We start from the raw sequence: 21,558 nt of genomic DNA on the forward strand, positions 1-21,558 counted from the left end.
TCATGGCGAACCTGATCAACCTGGAAAATGTGTCCAAGACTTGGGGGCTGAAGACCCTGCTGGACAAAGTATCCCTCGGTGTCCAAACCGGCGACCGTATTGGCGTCGTGGGACTCAATGGTGGCGGAAAGACAACGCTGCTGGAAGTGCTCACTGGCATTGAACCCCCGGATGAGGGGCGAGTGTCCCACGCCAATGATTTGCGTATGGCGGTGGTGACGCAACGCTTTGATCTGCCGGAGGATATGACGGTGGGTCAGGCCGTGGTGGAACCGCTCGGCTTGGAGGTTTACGAGTGGGCGTCCAATGCGAAGGTCCGTGAAGTACTCGCGGGTACGGGTGTGGCTGAGCTGGGGTTGGAGACTCCGGTGGGGCAGCTCTCTGGTGGGGAGCGCCGTCGGGTGAATTTGGCTGCCGCACTCGTGCGGGACTTGGATCTGATCGTGCTGGATGAGCCCACGAACCACCTTGACGTGGAAGGCGTGCAGTGGTTGGCGGACCATTTGATGAAGCGCAAGATTGCGCTCGTCGTGGTCACACACGACCGCTGGTTCCTGGACACCGTGGCCACACTGACGTGGGAGGTCCACGACGGCAAGGTGGATGTGTACGAGGGCGGCTACAACGACTGGACGTTTGCCCGCGCGGAACGTGCCCGTCAAGCGGATGCGATTGAGCAGCGTCGGCAGAACTTGGCGCGCAAAGAGCTGGCGTGGCTGCGTCGCGGTGCGCCGGCACGGACGTCAAAGCCGCGGTATCGCATCGAGGCGGCAGAGGCTCTGATTGCTGATGTACCGGCGCCGCGCGACTCGGTGGAACTCATGGCGTTTTCCAAACAGCGCCAAGGCCGCGTGGTCATTGAGCTGGAGGATGCGCGGATTGATGCCCCAGATGAGCGCACACTGGTGGATCATCTGACGTGGCGTTTGGCACCGGGCGAGCGCATCGGTTTGGTCGGGGTGAATGGCTCCGGCAAGACGACGTTGCTGCGCACGCTGGCAGGTGATTATCCGTTGGCGGCCGGTAAGCGGATTCAGGGATTGACCACCAAGATTGGGTGGTTGCGTCAAGAGCTGGATGACCTGGATCCCACGCGTCGCGTCATCGATGCGGTGGAGGATGTGGCCACCTACATCACGATGGGAAAGAAGGAGTTGTCCGCCTCCCAGCTGGCGGAACGCCTCGGCTTCAGTCCGAAGCGCCAGCGCACGCCAGTGGGGGATCTGTCAGGTGGCGAGCGCCGTCGCCTCCAGCTCACGCGCGTGCTCATGAGTGAGCCGAATGTGCTGCTTCTCGACGAGCCGACGAACGACCTCGACATCGACACCCTCCAGGAACTCGAAGACCTGCTGGATAGCTGGCCGGGAACACTCGTGGTCATTTCCCACGACCGGTACTTGATCGAGCGTATTGCCGACGTCACCTATGCGCTGTTCGGAGACGGAAAACTGACCAACCTGCCCGGCGGCATCGAACAGTACTTGCAGCGCCGTGAGGGGATGGGGGCGCAGTCCGGTGTGCTGGATCTGGGGGCGGCAGATGGGAAGAAGGATGGGAAGAAGGGGCAAGCGTCGAGAAGCGAGAAGGCCTTGAGCCCGCAGCAATGGCGCGAGGTGTCAAAGAAGATGAGCGCGCTGGAGCGCAAGATTGAAAAGCTGGACGCGCAGGCGGAGGCATTGGAAGCGGAGATTACTGCGATGTCGGGGGAGACTGAACCTGATTTTGAGGCGATCGGAGTGAAGTCAGGGGAGCTGTCGCAGCTGCGTGAGCAACGCGAGGAACTTGAGATTGAGTGGCTTGAGTTGGGAGAGCAGCTGGAAGCTTAAGGGCCTGTGACGGCGCTTCGGAGTAAGGCGACTACCGTTAGAGATATGACTTCCAACAAGCCTGAGACCGCAAGCAAGCCCCCGAAGCTATCCAAGAAAGCCTACGAAAAGGAGCTGCTCCGCCTCCAGGCTGAGTTGGTGAAGATGCAGCAGTGGGTCGTGGCCACTGGTGCTCGCATCGTCGTTGTGATGGAGGGGCGCGATGCTGCGGGTAAAGGCTCCGCGATCAAGCGCATCACGCAGTATCTCAACCCGCGCGTGTGCCGTATTGAGGCTCTGCCGAAGCCGACTGAGCGTGAGCAGACCCAGTGGTATTTCCAGCGCTACATTGAGAAGTTGCCGGCTGCCGGTGAGATCGTCATCTTTGACCGCTCCTGGTACAACCGCGCTGGTGTTGAGCGCGTGATGGGCTTCTGCACTTCGCAGGAGTACCGCCGGTTCCTGCACCAGGCGCCGATCTTTGAGCGCCTGCTGGTGGAAGATGGCATCCTTCTGCGCAAGTACTGGTTCTCCGTTTCTGATGAGGAGCAGTACGCCCGCTTCAAGTCCCGCCACAATGATCCGCTGCGCCAGTGGAAGCTCTCGCCGATGGATCTGGAGTCCATCACGAAGTGGGAGGACTACTCCCGTGCGAAGGATGAGATGTTCATCCACACGGATATCCCGGCCGCGCCGTGGTACACGGTCGAGTCGGAGGACAAGAAGCGTTCACGCATCAACGTGATCTCGCACCTGCTGTCCACCATCCCGTACGAGCATCTTGAACCGGATCTGCCGGAGATCCCGGAGCGCCCAACCTCAGTGGATTATGAGCGCCCGCCGCGCGATGAGTTCCACTACGTGCCGGATGTTGCGGCCAAGCTGGAGCGCGGGAAGAAAAAGAAGAAGGACGCTTAAGCCTGCTTCTTCGGGTAGCCGCGCGGTGTGCTGACGGTCTTGTTGCCCGGGATCCAGAAACGGTACGGCGCGTCCATGTTCTTGCTGATCCCGATGCGCGGCCCCGCCACCCATTCGGGCTCTTCTTCGCGCATGGTCAGCTGCACTTCCGTGCCGTTGTCCGCAAGATCAAGCCCCAGCGCGCGCCCTAAGTTGCCGGGGCCGCGCGCCAAGTTTTCGTCGATAATTGGCTTGCGGTTTTTCGCTTGTCGACGTTCCCTGGCAAGCTCCACGCCCTCCACCACCTCGCCGCCGCGCATGAGGCAGCCGTGGCCGGTTCCTTCGGGCGCGCACACGATATTGCCGTTGAGGTGGATGCCGTAGGACAGATAAACGTAAAACCGCCCGGGCGGACCAAACATGGCCGCGTTACGGGCGGTTTTACCGTTATATGTGTGTGCTGCCGGATCCTCCGTACCCAGGTACGCTTCCACTTCCGTCAGCCGAATAGTCACGCCACGGTGGGTGACATAGCAGCCGAGCAGCTGTGGGGCGACGATGTTTGCTGGCGCGGAGAAGTCCACCATCAGGTGTGATTAACGCGCCGGCAGCTGGACCTTGGGCATGTGCGGCGCCAAGATGTCCCCGAGACCCTTGAACAGTGCGACGAGCACCATGCCCACACCACCAATGGCGAGGATGAGAGTGAGGCCGTGCGTTGCCTTCTGCATCGGGGACCCATCACCAGTCGAAGAAAAGTCGATCGACTTGAGGTCCTCGCTGCTGCTCTTCTCCGCGCCACCAGCGTTGTCAGTCGAAGACTGCGTCTCCGCGGTAGCAGCTGGGGCTGAAACTGTGCCCGTTGCCAAGGCCACGGCGGTGGCTGCTGCGACAGCAGTGGTGGAAAACAGGTGACGGTGCTTCTTCATAGCGCTCTATCCTATTGAACGTTCGGCCAAGGTGGGGTAGCGGGTGGGAATTACTTCAGGAAACCAGCCTGCTGGGCGAAGAACGCGCCACCGCCGATCAGTGCCAGCAGGGCAATGATGATGCCGATGATGCCGCCGGTGCTCAGGCTGCTGCCGGCAGGGTCCTTCGGGTCCTTAGGGTCTTTCGGTGTGTCCGGGTTACCCGGCTGCTCTGGCTCCTTCGGGTCCTCCGGGGTGCCCGGCTGCTCTGGCTCCTTCGGGTCCTCCGGGGTGCCCGGCTGCTCCGGATCCTTCGGGTCCTCAGGGGTGCCCGGCTGCTCCGGATCCTTCGGGTCCTCAGGGGTGCCCGGCTGCTCCGGATCCTTCGGGTCCTCAGGCTTAACTGGCTTACCAAACTTGACATCGAACGATGCCGGGGCCATTTCCTGGCCTTCGTCCCAGAAATCCATCAGTGCATGGGAACCGACACTTGTGAGACTTCCGTTTTCTGACTTGGAAGTGACAGTTTGGTTCTCAGCAGGTTTGATCGGTGCGGTGAGTGGCAGCTTGACGAACTCAACATCGTCGCCCTTCCGGTCCTCGTAAGGCTTGTTTTCACCGGGATTCCAGCCCTTGCTGAGGTAGTCGACGGTGATGACCGCCTCCTTCTCCGTCAGCTTGACCTTGAAGTCCGACAGCGTCACATCGAGGCCATAAGCGTCTTTGTTGCCGTAGCCCTTGTGGCCAAGGAAGTGAATAGCGCCGTCGAGGTCGATGGTGCCCACACCATCGGCGTTGATGGAAGTCTTCTCGGCGTCAACCGGGAACTTGAAGTCAGTGATCTTGCCGCTGCCGTTTTTAACTGTTTCCAAGCCGTCAGAGGCGGTAACACTGCCTTTGGCGATCGGGCCCTGAACATACTTCAGGAATGAATCCTTGATCGACCAAGTGACGTATCCGGATTCAACCGCCGGGACTGGTGAAGCCTCTTCGGCCGTTGCGACCGGGGAGAGCGTGGAAGTAGCTGCGAGCGCGGTGGCAGTTGCCACTGCGGTGAGGGTAGTAGTAGCGAGACGCATAAGCATCCTTTCGGAAAGTGCCAACAATGACGCCTCAGAGTTTAGGCTGAGCTAATCCTAAATACAACCTTAGGATGACAATCTTTAGGTTGAGGGGGTGAAGAGGAGTGAGCCCCCGTCCCATTCTTCGGGTTCGGGATGGACGAAAAGCCCGGTGGGGGTCTTTTCAACATGGATGGGCCACTCGTAGACACGGGAGAGGACTTCGTCGGTGTAGACCTCGTTGACGGTTCCTGTGGCCTCGACTTTTCCGCGGCTTAGGCACACGACGTTGTCGCAGTACGTCGCTGCGGCTTGAAGGTTGTGAAGAACCACGATGACAGTGCGGCCAGCTTCCGCGAGGCGGCGCACCGTGCCCATGGTGCGTTCCTGGAAGCGGATGTCCATGGCGGCGGTGGGCTCGTCGAGGAACACGATAGGGGTCTGCTGCGCAAGAATGCGGGCGAGTGCGACGCGGGCACGCTCACCACCGGAAAGGGTGGTCACGTCACGGTCCTGCAGGTGGGTGACGCCGGCGGCCTCAAGGGCGGCGTCGATAATTGCCTCATCGTGGTCCGGCTCGCTGACCTTGCTCCACGGGGTGCGTCCCATTTCCACAACATCGCGGACGAGGAAGGAAAAGGCGACTGAGATGTCTTGCAGCATGACAGAGCGCGTCTGTGCCAGCTCAAGGGAGGAGGCGTCGAATGCGTTGACTCCACTCAGGCTGACAGATCCGCTGTGAGGCTTGTCATCGCCGGAGACAGCGGCGAGCAACGTGGATTTACCAGCACCGTTCGGTCCGATGAGTGCTGTCACTTTCCCGGCTGGGGCAGTGAACGACACATCTTCGAGGATGCGGTTGCCATTCTTGATAACCGTGATGCCGTGAGCTTCAACCGTCATAGTGTCCTACGCTTCCGAATCATCTGCCGCAGCAGGAAGAAGAACGTTGGCCCGCCAATGAGGGCGGTGAAAATACCGATGGGCAGATCCGCGAACGGAATGAGTGCGCGCGCAAGAATATCCGATGAGCCGATTAGCAGTGCGCCACCGATGGCCGAGGCGGGGAGGAGGATGCGGTTAGAAGGCCCTGCCACCGTGCGCACGATGTGAGGAATCACCAAACCGACGAAGGTAATGATGCCGGCGAAGGAGACGGCGGCGGCTGTAAGCAACGTCGATAAGGCAATCGCGACGATGCGCACGCGCTGGACGTTCAAGCCGACGTGCGAGGCGGCTGTTTCGCCCAGTGCGAGAAGATCGAGCTTCTTGCCCAAGAACATGGCGAATGCGGTGGTGGCTGTCACGATGATTGCCACGATGCCGGTGTGTTCCCAGTTCGCACCGGCGAGGGTGCCCATCTGCCAGAAGATAATCTGTTCACGCGCCGTGGTAGGCGCGAGGAAAACAAGCATAGAGATGGCGGCGCCGGCGATGGCATTCGCGGCGATACCCACCAAAACAAGGTTTAGCACCTGAACTTTCCCAGATGTACGGGAAAGCTGGTACACGAGCAGCGTGGTGAGAACGCCGGCGATGAATGCGCTTGCGGGCACAGACCAGGAGCCGAGAATCCCTGCGCCAAAGACGATGGCAAAGGCCGCACCGACGCCAGCACCACTGGTGACACCGATGATGGACGGCTCCGCAAGAGGGTTAGAAAACACCGCTTGCATCAGCGCGCCACCCAATCCGAGCGCAGCGCCTACGAAGAGGCCGAGCACAAGGCGGGGCAGGCGAATCTGCCAGATGACTGATGAATCAAGATCCGTCGCGGCCATGGGGCCGGCTGTGAGAATGGGCCACAGCTCGCCCAGATCAAGCTCGTACTGGCCAACCGTGATGGAGTAAATACAGGTGGCCGTGAGAAGTACGGCCATGACGCAGAACAGAACAATGCGTCGTGTACGCCGCTTTTGGAAAGCGGCTAGTTGAGTCGGCTTTGTCATTAGTTCTCGTCGGACCCACCGTAGAGTGCGTGCGCGGCGCGCAGCAGCATCTCAGGAGTCTGCGGCCCGTAGGCGAGCGAATCACCATCAGGCAGAACAAGGACGCGACGGTTCTGGCCAGCATCAGTTTGAGCCACACCAGGGCGCTGAAGCAGGCCTTCGATGTTGCCTGTGGACTCAAGCCCGCCTGTCATCATGATGAACAGCTCAGGGTTCACCTCAGCCAATGCTTCAGGACTGGCTGGGACAGGGCTGCCGATGCCGTTTTCAGAGTTCACATCCACGCCACCCAGAGCTTCGATGAGATCCTGGGTGTGGTCGCCGTTACCGATCAGGTGGAAAATGCCACCGGTACCTCGTGCGTACAGGAAGGACATGCGCAGCGGAGTATCCGGAATAACGTTCTTGATGGCGGCGAGTGCTTCCTCGAGCTCCTTCTCGGTGCGCTCAGCCAGTTCTTCACCGGCATTCGGAAGGCCAACCACCGAGGAAAGGTGGCGAATATCGTCGCCGATCGAATCCAGCTTGCGGTCTGGCTTCATCACAACAACGGTGACGCCCGCATTGCGAATCTGATCAATGGCCTCTTCAGGTCCCACGGAGTGGTCCACGATCACCAGGGAGGGCTTGAGGTTCAGGATTGCCTCAGCGTTGAGCGTGTGGCCACCCTCAGTCACCGTGGGGAGGTGCTCGAGCGATTTCTCGGTCGAGGAGACCGTTCGCCCAACGATGTTCTCGGTCATGCCCAAACCACGCAGGATCTTCGTGTACGTGCCGTACAGATCCAGTGCCAAGATGCGGGAAGTATCTTCGACGGATACCTCGTAGCCATCAGCATCCGTCAGCTCCACCGGCAGTGCTGGCTTCGGATCGGAGATGACGGGCTCGACCTCGCTCAGAGTGTCAACGCGAGAGACACCCTGCATCTGGTGTGGATCTTGCGTGGCACTGAGAGAATCCGCCAGCTTCTGCGTCTGGGACGAAGTTGGGTTATCCCAAGACGAGCATCCGGATACGAAAGCGAGGGACGCAGCCATAACGAGGCCGATGAGTGTTTTCTTCACGGTCGATCTTTCCAACGTGGTTATATAGGTCAACTTCTGGGAACGAAGCTACTAGTTCTTCAGAACAAAGCGGGTGAGCACGCCGCCAGAAGTAACAAAGGAAGCAAGGATAACAAGGATCTGTGCAACCGAACTGTCGTCCCAAGTCACTGCGTCTTCACCAGCAGACTTGATCTGGAACTGGTTTTCCCCGAGGCTCTTAGACTTCGATTCACTGTCCACGCCATCCTTTTCGTCAAAAACAGAGACGCCGCTAGCCGATGCTCCTGAACCGGATGCGCTGGTGCCACCGGACTTGCCACTACCAGAAGCCGTGCCGGTTGCGGAGCTGGTGCCGCCGCCCGAGGAACGCAGCGCGGCCGCCTGGCTTGCGCTGCCGCCCTGACCGGTACTTGCGCCGGAGTTGGCTGCACCCTGGCCGTCGACACAGTTCGGTGCACCGCCAAGCTGAGCAGTAAAGGAGATGGGGTCCAGTGCGGTTCCAGCCTCGTAGAACTGGCCAAATGCTTCAGCACCGGCTCCAGTCAGGGAGGTGGTGGCCTGGCCCTGGATGGAGCCCTCACTGATGTCGAGCTGAGTGAAGTTCAAGTCTGCAATGGTCACACGGCCGAAATCATGGGGATTGCCGTCGACATCATTGGACTTGGAGTTGAGGACCAGCTGGCCAGAATTGCCAGAGAACTGGATCTCCATGTTGGAGAAGCGGGTGTCCAGAATTCCATTGTGGCCTGTGAAACGAATCGCGCCTGGGAACAGAATGGAGCCGGACTTATTGTTCACGTTGACGGCACCAGACGTACCGGTCCACTGGAATGCGTTGTTGGCATCAGTGACACCACTCAACTCCCAGCCGCCCTTAGCGATGGAGCCCTTGATGTAGTTACGGAAGGACTGACGGACACCCCATGCAGCACTTGCTTGCTGCACACCGCGTGCGCCATCATCCGCACACACCTCACCGGAGCCGGATCCGCCAGATGCCTGGGCATTCGCGGCACCCTCGTTGGATCGAGCGGCGGGGGAGACAGCAGTACCGCCAACTGGGCCGGAGTTATTGCTCCGTGGCAGCCCGCCCGTGCCTGCCCCCGCGCCACCGCCGGCATTGTTGTTGCCAGTGTTGGCGCCAGCGTTATTACCAGCATTGTTGTTTGATGGTGCCGACGTTCCGGGAGTACCAGTGCTGACAGCTACGGAGGGCTTGCGGTTAAACAACTTGTCCGCGTTGTTCAACAAAGAATCGGTGGTGGTCATCAGTTTGTTGAGCTCAGAGAGCGTTGAGTTGATGTCGCCGATCAGTGCAGCGGGCGTCCCCTTCTTGGGTGCGCTTCCGGTAGAGCCCGAACCGGAGCCGTCCCAGCCTTCGATATCGAGGCCGAGTTCTGGTGCTGCACCTGCTTCGTCGTCAACCTTCAAAACGATGTCGACGGGAGCCATCTCCTCATTTGCCTCGTAGAAGCCGCCGAACATGTCGAGGGTCTTCGCGTTAGAACCCAAGGAGGTTGGTCCAGAGATGCGCACCGTGCTCGCCGTGAAGTCGAGTGTGTTGCTCAGCTCAATGTTGGCGAGAGGGGTGTCCTTCCAAACGGTGTGCGGGCCCTTGGTGGTGGTGTCCACGAATTTGGGGCCTTCACCATCAACGATGATTTGGGCCTGGGTGCCCTTGATGAGCAGGCGGAAGTTAGAAAGCTTCAGGTCCAGGATGCCGCCGTGGCCGTAGAAGTGGACCTCACCATCGAAGGAGATGAGACCGTCGGTGGCTGAGCTCATGCTCGACTTCTTGGCGTTGAATTTGAATGGCTCGCTGCTATTGAACGGCTGGCCATTGAAAGTGATATTGCCTTTGGCAATTTTGCCTTGGATGTAATCGCGGAAGGATTCCCTAATGGCCCAGTCCATTTCGCCATCGACCACAGCGCGGTGGGAAGCCGAGTTGGCAAAAGGCTGCATGACATCTGGAGTCTGAGCGAAAGCCAATGGCGACATCGCAATCATAGGGGCGCCAGCACCGAGTGTGGCGATGGAAGCCGCTGCGGTGACTGCGGCCAGCTTATTCCTGAACATGAGCGTCCTTAGGGTGTGGAAAATACCTGGATAGTTGCCTGGGTTTAGAGGGTAGGCTAACTTGAATTTTTAAAAAGATCAAACGAAAGGTTGATTATGAACTCCCTGCACAGTGACGACACCCAAACCATGCACCGTATTTCTTCTCCTCAGGTTATTGATCCGGTGAAAGATCCGAATCGGCGCCTGAAGTTCGAAGCCTGGGAACGGGGCGCCATTGTGCTGGCGACCGCTATTCTTGCTTTCGGTGGTGCCGCAGGCAACATGGTGGTCGCAATCGTGGGGGCGCTTGGCTTGTTGCTTACTATTGTGGCGATGTCCTACATGCCTGATCGCCGCGCACGCCAGGCGGAGCGGAATAAGCACCCAGAATATGAATGGGCGGAAGATTCCGGCCGTGGTTCAGCTGGCATCGCCCTCGGCGTGGCATGGGCGTTGGTTCTGGCTGTCGCCGGCGCGGTTCTCTTCCTGTTCCCTGGTGATTACGCCATGACTGGCGGCGTGATTGCGGCGGTTCTGAGCGCGGTGATTATGTTTGTCGCGCTCCTGTTTGTAGATAAGTAGAACTTAACATCCCTGCAGGACGGGGCTGATGTTTGCTAGGTCGGCGAACACAGCACTGTTCAGGCGGAAGGCGTTTTGTGCGTGAGCGAGCAAGGAGGCGCGCTCGGTGTCGCTGAAAGGCAGCGCATCGAGTGCGTCTTTGTAGTTCTTGCGGAACGGGGGGATTTTGCCGATCGTGGAGAAGTCATAGAACGTGAGCTCCTCGGGGGCGAGGCCGTAGTGGCCTTCGAGCAGACGGGCGATCACCTGGCCGCCGGCGATGTCGCCCAAGTAGCGGACGTAGTGGTGGGCGATGATGGCCGGGGCATCGTCGGGGGAGATGGCCTCCAGCTCCGCGACATAGTGGGCGGTTGACGGCAGGGCAGTGATCTCTTTCCGCCAGTTCGGGCCGATCATGGCGGCGAGGTCGGCCTCGAGGGAGGGGAGGCGGTCCAGGCGGGCATCGGCGATGGTGGCAACAGTGGTGTTGGTCGCGCGGCCGTGGCGTGCGAGGTCCTCGAGCGCGGTGTAGATGAAGTAGTACTGCGCGGTGAGGTTCACTGCATCTTCGCGGGCGAGTTCGCCGCGGGTGAGGTTCGCCATGAACGAGGTGTTCTCAGCTTCCGTGTGGGCGGCAGCGGTGCCTTCGCGCAGGAGGGTGGAGATCGAGGTTGCCTCGGCGGTAGCGGTGGTCATGGTGGGGGTTATCCTCCCGTTTCGTGGACTAAGGTTTCCCTAACCTTGCTACAGTAAGGCTTGCCTAAGAAGCAAGGGCGAGAGCGTTGTCCGAGGAACGTGGGGGGAATTAGCAAACGTTAGTATGACCTAATTGGGAAAGGATCTTTTGGATTGCACAGAGGCGCGTGTCGTACGTGCTCGCTAGGCTGACGCAAACACTGCAGACAGAATTGCCAAAACTAAGGACTTCAGTGGACAAGATCGTTCTCGACAGCGCTTATAAGAATCTCAGTGGCGAGCATTTTGTGCTCTACGTGGATGAGACATTTAATAGGCCCGAGGAAAAGCTTGATCACTCTTTCTACGTGGTCTGTGGAGTGCTAGTTCAGGAATTTTACCTTGAAGAGACGCGAAGAGAATTGCTCGAAATTGTCGGACAGGCTTATTGGCACACTACGGAGGCGCTTCAAACCGATGAAGGGCATGCGAAGGCCGAAGAGTTGCTTGAGTACTGCCGACGCGTGCGAGGTTGCCACGTTTTTGCGTACAAGAAAAACTTGCCTAAGCAGGGGGACGCAAACGAGCTAGTTAGCTCGGCGCGTGAAGAGTGTCTAAGGGAACTGCTGATAGTTGTGCAGCGTCACTGTCCGGGACTGCGACTGATCGTTATAGAAAAGCGTCAAACCAACGCCCAGAATGATGCGGATAGGCGCGTGGTTAAAAGTCTTCGCGCTGAAAAACGTTTGAGCCGTCACACTCGATTGCTTTTGGTATCACCAAAGGATGAGTATCTGCTTTGGCTGCCCGATCTTTCTGCGATGGCATTCCGACGTTCAAAGACGCATAAGGATAAAACGAGCTATTACTTTGAGCAGTTCCTCGGAGAGATCTCGATCGTGAACACGTTGGATTGAAGAGAATGGGGCAAGCGTAACTGAGCCCGCCGGCCAGCAGCTCGACGGGCTCTAGGCGACCGTTGTCCCCAGAAAGATCTGGCGAGGGCGGCGCCTCTGGATAACAGAATAGTCAGAGGCCCTCGCGAAGTTCCATCTCTTTTTAGTAAGTTCTTTTGCCTGCGGGTTTAGGTAGGAGAAGGATCGATCTTACCCCTTTATGGGGCTATGGACCGTCGATAAGCAATGTGCGAATTTTGCGCGGGCTTCCCGTGAACTGTGGAACACTGGTTTCATGGCAGAAACTTTGAATCCACCAGTGCGGATTGACGTGGCGCAGTCTACCGGCGTGATCACGCTTGATCGGCCGAAGGCGCTGAACTCACTCAATCCTGACATGTTGTATCCGATCATTGATGCGCTGAAAGCGTGGCGGGATGATGATGCGATCGAGCGGGTACTCGTCGTCTCCTCGGGCAAGCATTTCTGCGCGGGCGGGGATGTGCGATACGCGCGTGAGGCGATCATCGCTGGACGGCACGAGGAAATCGATGAGTTCTTCCGCCGCGAGTATGAGATGAATCTGATGATCGCGGAGTACCCCAAGCCGTTTGTCTCGCTCATCTCAGGTGTAGTGATGGGCGGTGGCCTGGGCTTGTCCGCGCACGGTAGCCACTTGGTGGTTACGCCGGATGCGTTTGCGTCGATGCCGGAGATGAATATCGGTTACTTCACGGATGTGGGCATGAGCTGGAGGTTGCAGAACCTTCCTGGCCACCCAACGCTAGGTCTGGGTATGTTCCTCGCGTTGACGGGGTACCGGCTCAACGCGCATGAAATGGCGGCCACGGGCCTGGCTACGCACCTCGTGGAATCGCTTGATGGTCTTGCGGAGCGAATTATTAATGAGGGCGTGGGGGTGCTCGACGAGGTTGCGGTGAAGCCGGATCTGAAGGAGTACGAGGAGCTCGAAGAGCTGTACGTGCTTATCGACGATGTCTTTACCCACCCATGGCCCGAGATCAAGGAACGCCTTGATGGGCGACTGGCTGAGGTCGTCGAACCGTTGATTGCCCAGGCGTCACCGTCGGCCCTCGTTGCCACAGCGGAATTGATGCTGGCTAACTCCCACTGTGACCTGGCCACTGCGTTGGAGAATGAGGACAAGCTGGGACTGATTCTGCGCCGGGAGAATGATTTCTTGGAAGGCGTTCGTGCCGTTTTGGTGGATAAAAGCAACGATGCGACCTTTGAACCGGAGCCTGAGCCCGAAAAATATCGCGACGCGATAGAGTAGAGCTGCTGGTTATTAGACCCTTCGAGTAGTGCACAAGGACTGAATTGTGAACGCTGAAAACCCGATCAACCCAAACTCGCCGACCAACGCGATGGATGACTGGAACCACAAACTCACCCTCGCTCAGGAGATGCTGCCGCTGATCAGCCAGCTTCACCGCGAGAACAATGCGGTGACCTCCATCTACGGTCGCCTGCTGGTGGGTATGACTGACATTGAGATCATCAAGGCTCACCGCTACGCACGTCGCGTAGTGGAGCGCGAGCTGCCCTTGGATGCAACGCTGCCGATCTTGCGCGAGCTGACCACCATGAACCTGGGTACCTCCTCCATTGACCTGGGTCGCCTGGCTAAGAACTACAGTCGCACCGAGGGTGTGGAACTGCGCACCTTCCTGGAGGAGGAGCTCGCTGAGGTCATTGGTGGTGACAGCCACCGTGTGCCCCGTGATGTCGTCCTATACGGCTTCGGCCGCATCGGTCGCCTGCTCGCCCGCATTCTCATTGCCCGCGAGGCCCAGTACGGTGGCGTGCGCCTGCGTGCTGTCGTGGTGCGTAAGAAGGGTGATGATGACGTAGTGAAGCGTGCTTCGCTGCTGCGCCGTGACTCCGTGCACGGCCCGTTCAACGGCACCATCACCGTGGACAAGGAGAAGGAGGTCATCTGGGCTAACGGCACCCCGATCCAGATGATCTACTCCGATGATCCGGCAACGATTGACTACACCGCCTACGGCATCAATGACGCAATCGTGGTGGACAACACCGGCCGCTGGCGCGACCGCGAGGGCCTCTCCCAGCACCTGAAGTCCAAGGGTGTGTCCCGTGCGCTGCTGACCGCTCCGGGCAAGGGCGATGTGAAGAACATCGTCTACGGCGTGAACCACGACATGATCGACGATTCGGATCAGGATCGCGTGCTGTCCGCAGCATCCTGCACCACCAACGCGATTACGCCGGTGCTCAAGGTTATCGGTGACCGTTGGGGTGTGAAGCACGGTCACGTGGAAACGGTTCACTCCTACACGAATGACCAGAACCTGGCCGACAACTTCCACAAGGGTGCCCGTCGCGGTCGCGCTGCTGCGCTGAACATGGTCCTCACCGAGACGGGTGCTGCAAGTGCAGTGTCCAAGGCTCTGCCGGAATTTGAGGGCAAGCTCACCGGTAACGCCATCCGCGTTCCTACCCCGGACGTGTCCATGGCTGTGCTGAACCTGGACCTGGAGAGTGAGGTCACCCGCGATGAGGTGAATAACTACCTGCGTCGCGTGTCCACGGACTCCAACCTGCGTCAGCAGATTGATTACATCAACTCCCCGGACATCGTTTCCACCGACTTCGTGGGCACCACCCACGCCGGCATTGTTGATGGCCTTGCCACCATTGCCACCGGCAACCACCTCGTGCTGTACGTCTGGTACGACAACGAGTTTGGTTACTCCAACCAGGTGATCCGCATCGTCGAGGAGATCGCTGGGGTTCGCCCGCGCATTCTGCCGACGCGTAAAGCACCGGGTGAGATTCGCTAGGACCTAGCGAGTTTCACAGTTAAGCGGCGCGGCCTCAAGCGAGGTTCGCGCCGCTTTTGTGTGCGCTAGCTATGATTGCGGGAAGACTAGCCAACCACACAGAAAGCGTTCTTGGCCATGCTTAAGCTCACTGGAATCCTGCAACATTACGCGTGGGGTGACACAAGTAGCATTGCCATGCTTCAAGGGCGCAAGCCGGGTGATGAGCCGGAAGCAGAACTGTGGTTCGGTGCTCACCCGAGTGCGCCTTCCGGCACGACGGCAGGGCCGCTCGATGCAGTTATCGCTGCGAATCCCGTGCAGGTTTTGGGGGAGAAGACGGCCACTGATTGGGATAGCCGCCTGCCGTTTTTGGTGAAATTACTCGCTGCGAAGCAGCCGCTGTCCATTCAGGCGCACCCCTCCATTGCGCAGGCTAAGGAAGGTTTTGCGCGAGAAGATGCGGCGGGTATTCCTCGTGACGCCTCGCACCGCAATTACAAGGACGAGAATCACAAGCCAGAGATTCTCGTTGCCCTCACACCGTTCCGTGCGATGGCGGGTTTCCGCCCCATCGAGGACACGGTGCGTTTGCTCGAAGCGTTTGAGATGCCAGAACTCGATGAGGTGGCAAGAGTGCTTGTCGACGGCTCCTTGGAGGCCTTGCTGCGCCACTGGCTGAACCTGGACACCCCAACACCGCTGGTGGATGCGGTTATAGCTCGTGCGGGAGAGATCGCGGCGGCAGGTCATGCTGATCCGGATGTGGCGCGTCTGGCAGAGAACATCGTGTTCATCGGGCAGGAATTCTCCGGCGACGTGGGTGTCCTGGCGGCACTGTTGCTCAACCACATTGTGTTGGAACCGGGCGGGGCTGTGTTCCTGCCCGCCGGTAACTTGCACGCCTATCTTGAGGGCTTTGGCGTGGAGGTCATGGCGAACTCGGACAATGTGCTGCGCGGGGGGTTGACCAGCAAGCACATTGATGTGGATGAGTTGATGGATGTGCTCATCTTCTCGCCCATCGCGGACCCCACCTTGGATGTTGTCACGCACGTAGAAGAAGCGGTGCGGGGATCAGTTCGCTGCACCAAGTATCCGGTGCCGGTGAAGGACTTCGCGGTAAGCCGATATACCAGCCAGGAGGCGGGGGAAACCACGCTGTCTGACGGTCCGGCGATTGTCCTGGTTGTGGCGGGACAGTTGGAACTGGATGGTTCCGTGGCGCTTGGGCCCGGTGAGGCAGCATTCATTGCTGCTGATGATGGGGCAGTGGCTGCTACCTGGGATGGGGTAGTGGACTTCTTTGTTATTCGCCCCGGTTAAACCGGTTAGTACAGTCCTCGTAGTACTCGACGAGGGTCTCCGTCGCCGCGCGCCAGGACCAACGTTGTGCCTCCGCGCGGGCGGCGGTGCGCATGGCGTGGCGGCGGGGAGCGTCGATAAGCAATTGCGCGAAAACCTCGGCCCACTGGGCTGGTGCGGCCTCCTTGTCCACGAGGAAACCTGTCTCACCATCGTCGATGACAAAGGGGATGCCGCCCGCACGCGCGCCCACGACGGGGACACCGGACGCGAACGCTTCGAGAGCGACGAGGCCGAGAGTTTCCGTGAGCGAGGGAAACGCGAATACGTCCGCTGAGGCAAAAGCTTGGGCGAGTGGCTCGCCCGACATGTAACCAGTGAACACGGTGTAGGTGGGATCCAAGGTCTGGTTCAGCTGCTCAAGCTGCGGGCCAGCGCCCACCATGGCCAAGCGCGCGCTGGGCACTTTTTGGCGCAGAAGAGGCATGACATCGGCGAGAAGCGCGAGGTTTTTCTCCGCGCTCACACGACCAACGTAGATGAGCAGCGGTGCGTCCGGATTCCCGTCGGTGAGCTTCGCACGCATAGCGGGATTGGCCTTTTCCGGGTGATAGCCCACGGTATCTACTGCTTTGGGCCACAACGCTAGGTTGCGCAGGCCGTAACCCGTGGCTGTGTCCATCATCGGCCCGGACGTGACCAGGTTGAGCTGGGCGCGATTGTGCAGGGCGCGGATAAGAGCAGTGGCGGGTTTCTCCGCGAAGCCGATACCCAGCTCTTTCGTGTACGCAGGCACATCGGTGTGAAAGGAGGCGAGCAGCGGAATCTTGTGGCGGCGGGCAAGGAGTACGCCATAGCCAGCGAAGAAAACCGGGTTGACTGCGTGCACGATGTCTGGCTGAAAATGAACGAGCTCGCGTGCCACCGACGAGGAGGGAAGACCGACCTTTACTTCGGGGTAAATCTTGTGCAAGGAGATACTCGGAGCACGCACGACCCGGAAACCGGCGTAGGTATCCGGTGTATCACCGGTGGCCAAGATGAGCACCTCATGGCCGAGTTCCGCCAGCTGATCAACAGTGCGAATGATGCGGGTGACCACACCGTCAACCTTGGGCAGGAACACCTCGGTGAAGATGGCAATGCGCATGGTATTGTTCGTTGTTATTCGTTGTCCTGCTGGATTAACGCTCGGATTCTGGGACGCCCTCGGCTTGGTTGCGCGTCCACAGGGAACGGGCTGGGATCTTGGTGCGGTCCACGCGGTGGGCGTACTTCTTGGCCACTTCCTCGACCTCTTGGAGGAGACCCTCGGCGAGCTTGGTGGGCTGCAGGCCAAGGCTGAGGAAGGTGTCATTGGTCACGTGCAGCTCGTTCTCATCTGCTTCCTTGCGTGGGTTGGGAACAAGCGCGAAGTCCGTGCCAGAAATCTTGGCCACGAGCTGGGCCAGATCGCGCACGCGGTGAGTCTCCGTCATCTGGTTGAAAATCTTCACTCGGTCACCGTTGGTAGGCGGATTCTCCAAAGCTAGCTGGATGCACTTGACCATGTCACGGATGTGAATGAAGGCGCGGGTCTGCCCGCCGGTGCCGTGCACGGTGAGCGGGTAGCCGATGGCGGCCTGCATGAGGAAACGGTTGAGTACGGTGCCGTAATCGCCGTCATAATCAAAGCGGTTGATCAGGCGCTCATCGCGTTCCGTCTGCGGGGTGTGCGTGCCCCAAATGATGCCCTGGTGCAGGTCCGTAATACGCAACTCATCATTCTTGGCGTAGTAGGCAAAAAGGTTCTGGTCCAGCACCTTGGTCATGTGGTACACCGAACCCGGGTTGGTGGGGTAGAGGATCTGCTGGTCAATGAGCTCCTCACCGGTGTAGACTTTGATATCCAGGTAGCCTTCTGGGATCTTCATGCCGGCGGTGCCATAGCCGTACACGCCCATCGTGCCCAGGTGGACGATGTGGATGTTCAGGCCTGATTCCACCACGGCAACGAGCAGGTTGTGGGTGGCGTTGACGTTGTTGTCCACGGTGTAGCGCTTGGTCACCGAATTCTTCATGGAATACGGCGCGGCGCGCTGTTCAGCGAAGTGGATGACGGCGTCAGGCTGGAATTCTTCGATGAAGGCGAGTAGGCCGTCGTAGTCTTGCGCCACGTCAATATTGCGGAAGTTAATCGTCTTGCCGGAGACTTCCTGCCACGCGGCCAAGCGTTCTTCAGTAGTGGCGATAGGTGTGAGGGATTCCGCCCCTAGCTCCTTATCAATGCGGCGTCGGGAAAGGTTGTCCACGATGGTGACGTCGTGCCCAATGTCCGAGAGGTGCAGGGATGCTGGCCATCCGCAAAAACCATCGCCACCGAGTACTGCAATCTTCATCGTCGAACTTAAACCTTTCTTTGTGGCTGCTCCTGCTTCGCAGCGGGGAAGTCTTCCGCTCACGTTACCGTGACCGCCGATGACGTGCCGGGGGAGCGGTGGATGACAGGGAAGGAATCTTTTTGTGTGAACCGCCTCCTTAATGTTTTGTCCCAGCTACTATTTGGCCCATGAAATCAACTGATCCGATCATCATTGTTGGCGCAGGCCTGGCAGGCCTGGTGGCAGGGCATGAAGCCGTTAAAGCGGGCCGCAAGGTCGTCTTCATTGAGCAGGAAAGTCGAGCAAACCTTGGTGGCCAGGCGTTCTGGTCACTCGGTGGATTGTTCATGGTGGGTACACCGGAGCAGAAGCTGATGGGGGCTAAAGACTTTGAGGATCTGGCCTGGACTGACTGGCAGAACTCAGCGGACTATGACGATGCGGATCATGATTACTGGCCACGGAAGTGGGGCCGGGAGTACGTGCGCTTCGCGTCAAATGAGATGCACGGGTACCTGAAGGAGCTGGGGTTGCGCGTGCTGCCTACCGTCGGTTGGGCTGAGCGTGGCTCGGGTGATGCGTCTGGCCACGGCAACACGGTGCCGCGTTTCCACCTCACCTGGGGCACTGGCCCGGAGGTTGTGCGCGTGTTCCGTGAACCGGTGGAGCGCGCCGAAGAAGCAGGCCAGGTGGAGTTCAAGTTCCGTCACCGGATGGATGAGATCATCGTCGAGAATGGCCGCGCAGTGGGGGTGCGGGGAATGGTGCTGGCAGATGATCCGCGGCCACGTGGTGAGGCCTCGAATAATGATGAGCTGGAGCCGTTTGAGATCCGCGGTGATGCGGTGGTGATTTCCACCGGTGGCATTGGCGGCAACGTGGACAAGGTGCGCGAGATGTGGCCGGAGGATCGTTGGGGGCCGTGTCCAAAGGACATGGTCACCGGTGTGCCAGAGCATGTCGATGGGCGTGGTATCACCATCGCCGAAAAAGCTGGCGCGAACCTAGTGAACACGGACCGCATGTGGCACTACCCGGAAGGCATGATCAACTGGGATCCGATCTGGCCGGGCCACGGCATTCGAATTATTCCTGGGCCGTCGTCTATGTGGCTGGATGCGACGGGCAAGCGTTTGCCAACGAACCTGTTCCCGGGCTCCGATAACCTCGCAGCACTCGCCCACATCGGGCGGACGGGGCACGGTTACTCCTGGTTCGTGCTCAACCAGCACATTGCGGATAAGGAGTTCATTTTCTCCGGCTCGGAGCAAAACCCTGACCTGACCGACAAGTCCATCAAGAAGCTGGCGGGCAAACTCGGTCCGGGCACACACCCGGCGGTGAAGGCCTTCATGGATAACGGCGCTGACTGGGTCATCGCGGACACTTTGGAAGAGCTGGTGGCCAAGATGAATGAGCTGGGCGATGACGGCATTGAGGTGGATGCGGAGCTCGTGCGCAAGCAGGTAGTCGACCGTGATGCGCAGCTGACCAACTCCTTCTCCAAGGACGCACAGATCAACTACATCCGCACCGCCCGGAACTTCCTAGGCGACAAGATCGTGCGTTGCGCGGAGCCACACAGGCTTCTCGACGAAAAGAAGGGCCCCCTCATCGCCGTCAAACTGCACGTGCTCACCCGCAAGACCCTCGGTGGCGTGGAAACCGACCTGGATGGTCGCGCATTGCACAGCGATGGTTCCGTGTTCCCGGGCCTGTACGCCTGCGGTGAGGTTTCCGGCTTCGGTGGCGGTGGCTACCACGGCAAGAACGCGCTGGAAGGAACCTTCCTGGGCGGCTGCATCCACTCCGGTAGGCGCGTGGGGGAGGCAGTGGCGAAGGAATCTGCAGCGGAGTAGTGCTCTAACGCGCACTCCACTGCAGGGCCGCTGTGGCGGCCTGACCACGCAGCCGGTCTCGGTCACGCACGGGGATGAGGGAGCCGCCGGTGAGCCACACGAGATGAGTAGTGTCCGCGGGCATCTCTTCGGTTGGCAGGCGCCAGGGGATGGTCAGTCCAGCGGCGGCCGACGGTTCCACGGAGATGCCTGAGGTGCGCTCCAGCCAGTTGACGCTGGCGAGCGTGGTCACATCGTCGACGGTGTGGAAACCACTGATCAGGTGGGCGGCGTTCTCAAAAGCAAAAGGTGACGGGCTTTGTACAGCCAAACCGTCGGCGACGGTGCGTCCGCTGAGCCCATAATCGGCGCAGTTCACCGCGGCACCTTTCCCGGTTGCCGCGCCCAGCATGAAGCAGGGGCTGGCCACGGGTTCAACGAAGTGGCAGTGGACGCTATCCCCGAAAGCAAGCTTCAGACCGAAGGCCAGACCACCCGGGCCGCCGCCCACGCCGCAGGGCAGGTAGACATTGAGGGGCGTGTCCGGGGTGAAGGTGCGTCCGAGGGAATCGAATTGTTCTTTCAGGCGCTGACCGGCCACGGCATAACCGGCGAAAAGTCCGGGGGAGTTTTCATCATCGATGAAGAACGTGGCCGGATCGTCGGCGGCAGCATCCCGTGCGGCGGCGACGGTGTCAGTGAACAGTCCAGGGTGCTCAACCACAGTGGCGCCACCGGCGCGCAGTGAGTCTTTCTTCCACTGCTTCGCTTCGGTGGACATGTGCACCACGGTGGGGAAGCCCAGGCGAGGGCCGATGGTGCCTACAGCGAGACCGAGGTTGCCGGTAGAGGCAACAGACAAGGTGAGTTCGGCTCGTTGCTCAGGTTCGAGGTATTCCTCCGCCAGGCGGAGAACCTCATGGATTCCACCGCGGGCTTTGATGGAGCCACTGATGGGCAGACTGTCATCGCGTTTGACCCACAGCTCACCGGGTAAGGGGAAGCCCATGAGTTCGGTGACATAGGTCTGTGTGTCGGGGGTGGGCTCGAGTGCGGATTCGATTCGGCCCGGGTGGGGTTCTTGGGCCGTCGCGGGGAAGGTCTGCGCGATCCACGGTGCGAGACGGTCCAAGCGTGCTGTGGCTTCCTCCACTGAGGCGATAACGGCGGGATCCAGCGCATCCGGCGCGTGCTCGGGTGTGCATACCCAACTCATTTCCTGCTGGGATTCCAAGGCACCGAGGAGTGAAAGCGCTTGCGGTTGGGCAGTGGCGGGGCGGTCCCACGGCATCATCGGGGAATTCATAAAACCCAATCCTAGGAGTTCGGGCAGGTAAAAGATGTATAGTAACGCAGGTCACAATTTTCTCTGTGTATCGCAGTACTGCA

General features: G+C 59.5%; 19 protein-coding genes. 8 read left to right on the top strand and 11 right to left on the bottom strand.

Annotated elements, in window-relative coordinates:
• Nucleotides 1–2 precede the first annotated feature (2 nt).
• Both QP994_RS04670 and ppk2 read left to right on the top strand, forming a co-directional pair.
• Complete coding sequence (locus QP994_RS04670; RefSeq protein ID WP_284865547.1) at nucleotides 3–1,826, top strand: ABC-F family ATP-binding cassette domain-containing protein; 1,824 nt, start codon at nucleotides 3–5, stop codon at nucleotides 1,824–1,826.
• A 45-nt stretch (nucleotides 1,827–1,871) separates the two neighbouring features.
• On the top strand, nucleotides 1,872–2,723 hold the full coding sequence (ppk2, locus tag QP994_RS04675; protein WP_284865548.1) for a polyphosphate kinase 2: 852 nt from the start codon (nucleotides 1,872–1,874) through the stop codon (nucleotides 2,721–2,723).
• Here the strand turns inward: ppk2 and QP994_RS04680 are convergent.
• The 7 genes from QP994_RS04680 to QP994_RS04710 form a co-directional block, all read right to left on the bottom strand.
• Nucleotides 2,720–3,289, bottom strand: a complete 570-nt coding sequence (locus QP994_RS04680; RefSeq protein WP_284865549.1) for a DNA-3-methyladenine glycosylase — start codon at nucleotides 3,287–3,289, stop codon at nucleotides 2,720–2,722. The genes ppk2 and QP994_RS04680 overlap by 4 nt on opposite strands.
• Before the next feature lie 9 nt (nucleotides 3,290–3,298).
• Nucleotides 3,299–3,631: a hypothetical protein gene (locus QP994_RS04685; RefSeq protein ID WP_284865550.1), complete on the bottom strand. Its 333-nt coding sequence runs from the start codon at nucleotides 3,629–3,631 to the stop codon at nucleotides 3,299–3,301.
• 50 nt (nucleotides 3,632–3,681) lie between these two features.
• Nucleotides 3,682–4,659, bottom strand: coding sequence for an HtaA domain-containing protein (locus QP994_RS04690; protein WP_284865551.1), 978 nt, complete (start codon nucleotides 4,657–4,659; stop codon nucleotides 3,682–3,684).
• A gap of 114 nt (nucleotides 4,660–4,773) precedes the next feature.
• Entirely contained in the window at nucleotides 4,774–5,574 is an 801-nt protein-coding gene (locus QP994_RS04695; protein WP_284865552.1) for a heme ABC transporter ATP-binding protein, read from the bottom strand.
• Nucleotides 5,571–6,620, bottom strand: a complete 1,050-nt coding sequence (locus tag QP994_RS04700; protein ID WP_284865553.1) for a FecCD family ABC transporter permease — start codon at nucleotides 6,618–6,620, stop codon at nucleotides 5,571–5,573. The genes QP994_RS04695 and QP994_RS04700 overlap by 4 nt, the downstream gene beginning before the upstream one ends.
• Nucleotides 6,620–7,657, bottom strand: a complete 1,038-nt coding sequence (locus QP994_RS04705; RefSeq protein ID WP_284865604.1) for a heme/hemin ABC transporter substrate-binding protein — start codon at nucleotides 7,655–7,657, stop codon at nucleotides 6,620–6,622. Before QP994_RS04705 ends, QP994_RS04700 begins: the two co-directional genes overlap by 1 nt.
• 78 nt (nucleotides 7,658–7,735) lie before the next feature.
• Nucleotides 7,736–9,745, bottom strand: a complete 2,010-nt coding sequence (locus QP994_RS04710) for an HtaA domain-containing protein (RefSeq protein ID WP_284865554.1) — start codon at nucleotides 9,743–9,745, stop codon at nucleotides 7,736–7,738.
• Nucleotides 9,746–9,841: 96 nt separating this feature from the next.
• On the opposite strand from QP994_RS04710, the gene QP994_RS04715 reads away from it, so the two are divergent.
• On the top strand, nucleotides 9,842–10,309 hold the full coding sequence (locus tag QP994_RS04715) for a hypothetical protein (protein WP_284865555.1): 468 nt from the start codon (nucleotides 9,842–9,844) through the stop codon (nucleotides 10,307–10,309).
• Between the two features lie 3 nt (nucleotides 10,310–10,312).
• Here QP994_RS04715 and QP994_RS04720 read toward each other — a convergent pair whose 3' ends face one another.
• Nucleotides 10,313–10,984 (bottom strand): biliverdin-producing heme oxygenase, encoded by a 672-nt coding sequence (locus tag QP994_RS04720; RefSeq protein WP_284865556.1) that lies wholly within the window; start codon nucleotides 10,982–10,984, stop codon nucleotides 10,313–10,315.
• Between the two features lie 233 nt (nucleotides 10,985–11,217).
• Between QP994_RS04720 and QP994_RS04725 the strand changes: the two genes are divergently transcribed.
• From QP994_RS04725 to manA, 4 genes are all read left to right on the top strand, one after another.
• Complete coding sequence (locus QP994_RS04725; RefSeq protein WP_284865557.1) at nucleotides 11,218–11,880, top strand: hypothetical protein; 663 nt, start codon at nucleotides 11,218–11,220, stop codon at nucleotides 11,878–11,880.
• Between the two features lie 274 nt (nucleotides 11,881–12,154).
• Nucleotides 12,155–13,156, top strand: coding sequence for a 3-hydroxyisobutyryl-CoA hydrolase (locus tag QP994_RS04730; protein ID WP_284865558.1), 1,002 nt, complete (start codon nucleotides 12,155–12,157; stop codon nucleotides 13,154–13,156).
• A gap of 91 nt (nucleotides 13,157–13,247) precedes the next feature.
• A complete protein-coding gene (locus QP994_RS04735; protein ID WP_284865605.1) occupies nucleotides 13,248–14,687 on the top strand; it encodes a glyceraldehyde-3-phosphate dehydrogenase in 1,440 nt (479 codons plus the stop codon).
• A 117-nt stretch (nucleotides 14,688–14,804) separates the two neighbouring features.
• Nucleotides 14,805–15,992, top strand: coding sequence for a mannose-6-phosphate isomerase, class I (gene manA / locus QP994_RS04740; RefSeq protein WP_284865559.1), 1,188 nt, complete (start codon nucleotides 14,805–14,807; stop codon nucleotides 15,990–15,992).
• Here the strand turns inward: manA and QP994_RS04745 are convergent.
• Both QP994_RS04745 and QP994_RS04750 read right to left on the bottom strand, forming a co-directional pair.
• Nucleotides 15,976–17,121, bottom strand: coding sequence for a glycosyltransferase family 4 protein (locus tag QP994_RS04745; protein WP_284865560.1), 1,146 nt, complete (start codon nucleotides 17,119–17,121; stop codon nucleotides 15,976–15,978). The genes manA and QP994_RS04745 overlap by 17 nt on opposite strands.
• Before the next feature lie 34 nt (nucleotides 17,122–17,155).
• On the bottom strand, nucleotides 17,156–18,349 hold the full coding sequence (locus QP994_RS04750) for an NAD-dependent epimerase/dehydratase family protein (RefSeq protein ID WP_284865561.1): 1,194 nt from the start codon (nucleotides 18,347–18,349) through the stop codon (nucleotides 17,156–17,158).
• A gap of 170 nt (nucleotides 18,350–18,519) precedes the next feature.
• On the opposite strand from QP994_RS04750, the gene QP994_RS04755 reads away from it, so the two are divergent.
• The gene (locus tag QP994_RS04755) at nucleotides 18,520–20,190 is read left to right on the top strand and encodes an FAD-binding dehydrogenase (RefSeq protein ID WP_284865562.1); all 1,671 of its coding nucleotides are present in this window, start codon (nucleotides 18,520–18,522) and stop codon (nucleotides 20,188–20,190) included.
• A 4-nt stretch (nucleotides 20,191–20,194) separates the two neighbouring features.
• Here QP994_RS04755 and dsdA read toward each other — a convergent pair whose 3' ends face one another.
• Entirely contained in the window at nucleotides 20,195–21,475 is a 1,281-nt protein-coding gene (dsdA, locus tag QP994_RS04760) for a D-serine ammonia-lyase (RefSeq protein WP_284865563.1), read from the bottom strand.
• Between the last annotated feature and the right edge of the window lie 83 nt (nucleotides 21,476–21,558).

Origin of the sequence: Corynebacterium sp. MSK044 (genome assembly GCF_030232825.1) — a bacterium.
Classification (GTDB): Bacteria; Actinomycetota; Actinomycetes; order Mycobacteriales; family Mycobacteriaceae; genus Corynebacterium.

Coding starts and splice junctions, on each gene's coding strand:
- QP994_RS04670 (WP_284865547.1), top strand. CDS start 3: ATGGCGAACCTGATCAACCTGGAAAATGTGTCCAAGACTTGGGGGCTG.
- ppk2 (WP_284865548.1), top strand. CDS start 1,872: ATGACTTCCAACAAGCCTGAGACCGCAAGCAAGCCCCCGAAGCTATCC.
- QP994_RS04680 (WP_284865549.1), bottom strand. CDS start 3,289: ATGGTGGACTTCTCCGCGCCAGCAAACATCGTCGCCCCACAGCTGCTC.
- QP994_RS04685 (WP_284865550.1), bottom strand. CDS start 3,631: ATGAAGAAGCACCGTCACCTGTTTTCCACCACTGCTGTCGCAGCAGCC.
- QP994_RS04695 (WP_284865552.1), bottom strand. CDS start 5,574: ATGACGGTTGAAGCTCACGGCATCACGGTTATCAAGAATGGCAACCGC.
- QP994_RS04700 (WP_284865553.1), bottom strand. CDS start 6,620: ATGACAAAGCCGACTCAACTAGCCGCTTTCCAAAAGCGGCGTACACGA.
- QP994_RS04705 (WP_284865604.1), bottom strand. CDS start 7,657: ATGGCTGCGTCCCTCGCTTTCGTATCCGGATGCTCGTCTTGGGATAAC.
- QP994_RS04710 (WP_284865554.1), bottom strand. CDS start 9,745: ATGTTCAGGAATAAGCTGGCCGCAGTCACCGCAGCGGCTTCCATCGCC.
- QP994_RS04715 (WP_284865555.1), top strand. CDS start 9,842: ATGAACTCCCTGCACAGTGACGACACCCAAACCATGCACCGTATTTCT.
- QP994_RS04720 (WP_284865556.1), bottom strand. CDS start 10,984: ATGACCACCGCTACCGCCGAGGCAACCTCGATCTCCACCCTCCTGCGC.
- QP994_RS04730 (WP_284865558.1), top strand. CDS start 12,155: ATGGCAGAAACTTTGAATCCACCAGTGCGGATTGACGTGGCGCAGTCT.
- QP994_RS04735 (WP_284865605.1), top strand. CDS start 13,248: ATGGATGACTGGAACCACAAACTCACCCTCGCTCAGGAGATGCTGCCG.
- manA (WP_284865559.1), top strand. CDS start 14,805: ATGCTTAAGCTCACTGGAATCCTGCAACATTACGCGTGGGGTGACACA.
- QP994_RS04745 (WP_284865560.1), bottom strand. CDS start 17,121: ATGCGCATTGCCATCTTCACCGAGGTGTTCCTGCCCAAGGTTGACGGT.
- QP994_RS04750 (WP_284865561.1), bottom strand. CDS start 18,349: ATGAAGATTGCAGTACTCGGTGGCGATGGTTTTTGCGGATGGCCAGCA.
- QP994_RS04755 (WP_284865562.1), top strand. CDS start 18,520: ATGAAATCAACTGATCCGATCATCATTGTTGGCGCAGGCCTGGCAGGC.
- dsdA (WP_284865563.1), bottom strand. CDS start 21,475: ATGAATTCCCCGATGATGCCGTGGGACCGCCCCGCCACTGCCCAACCG.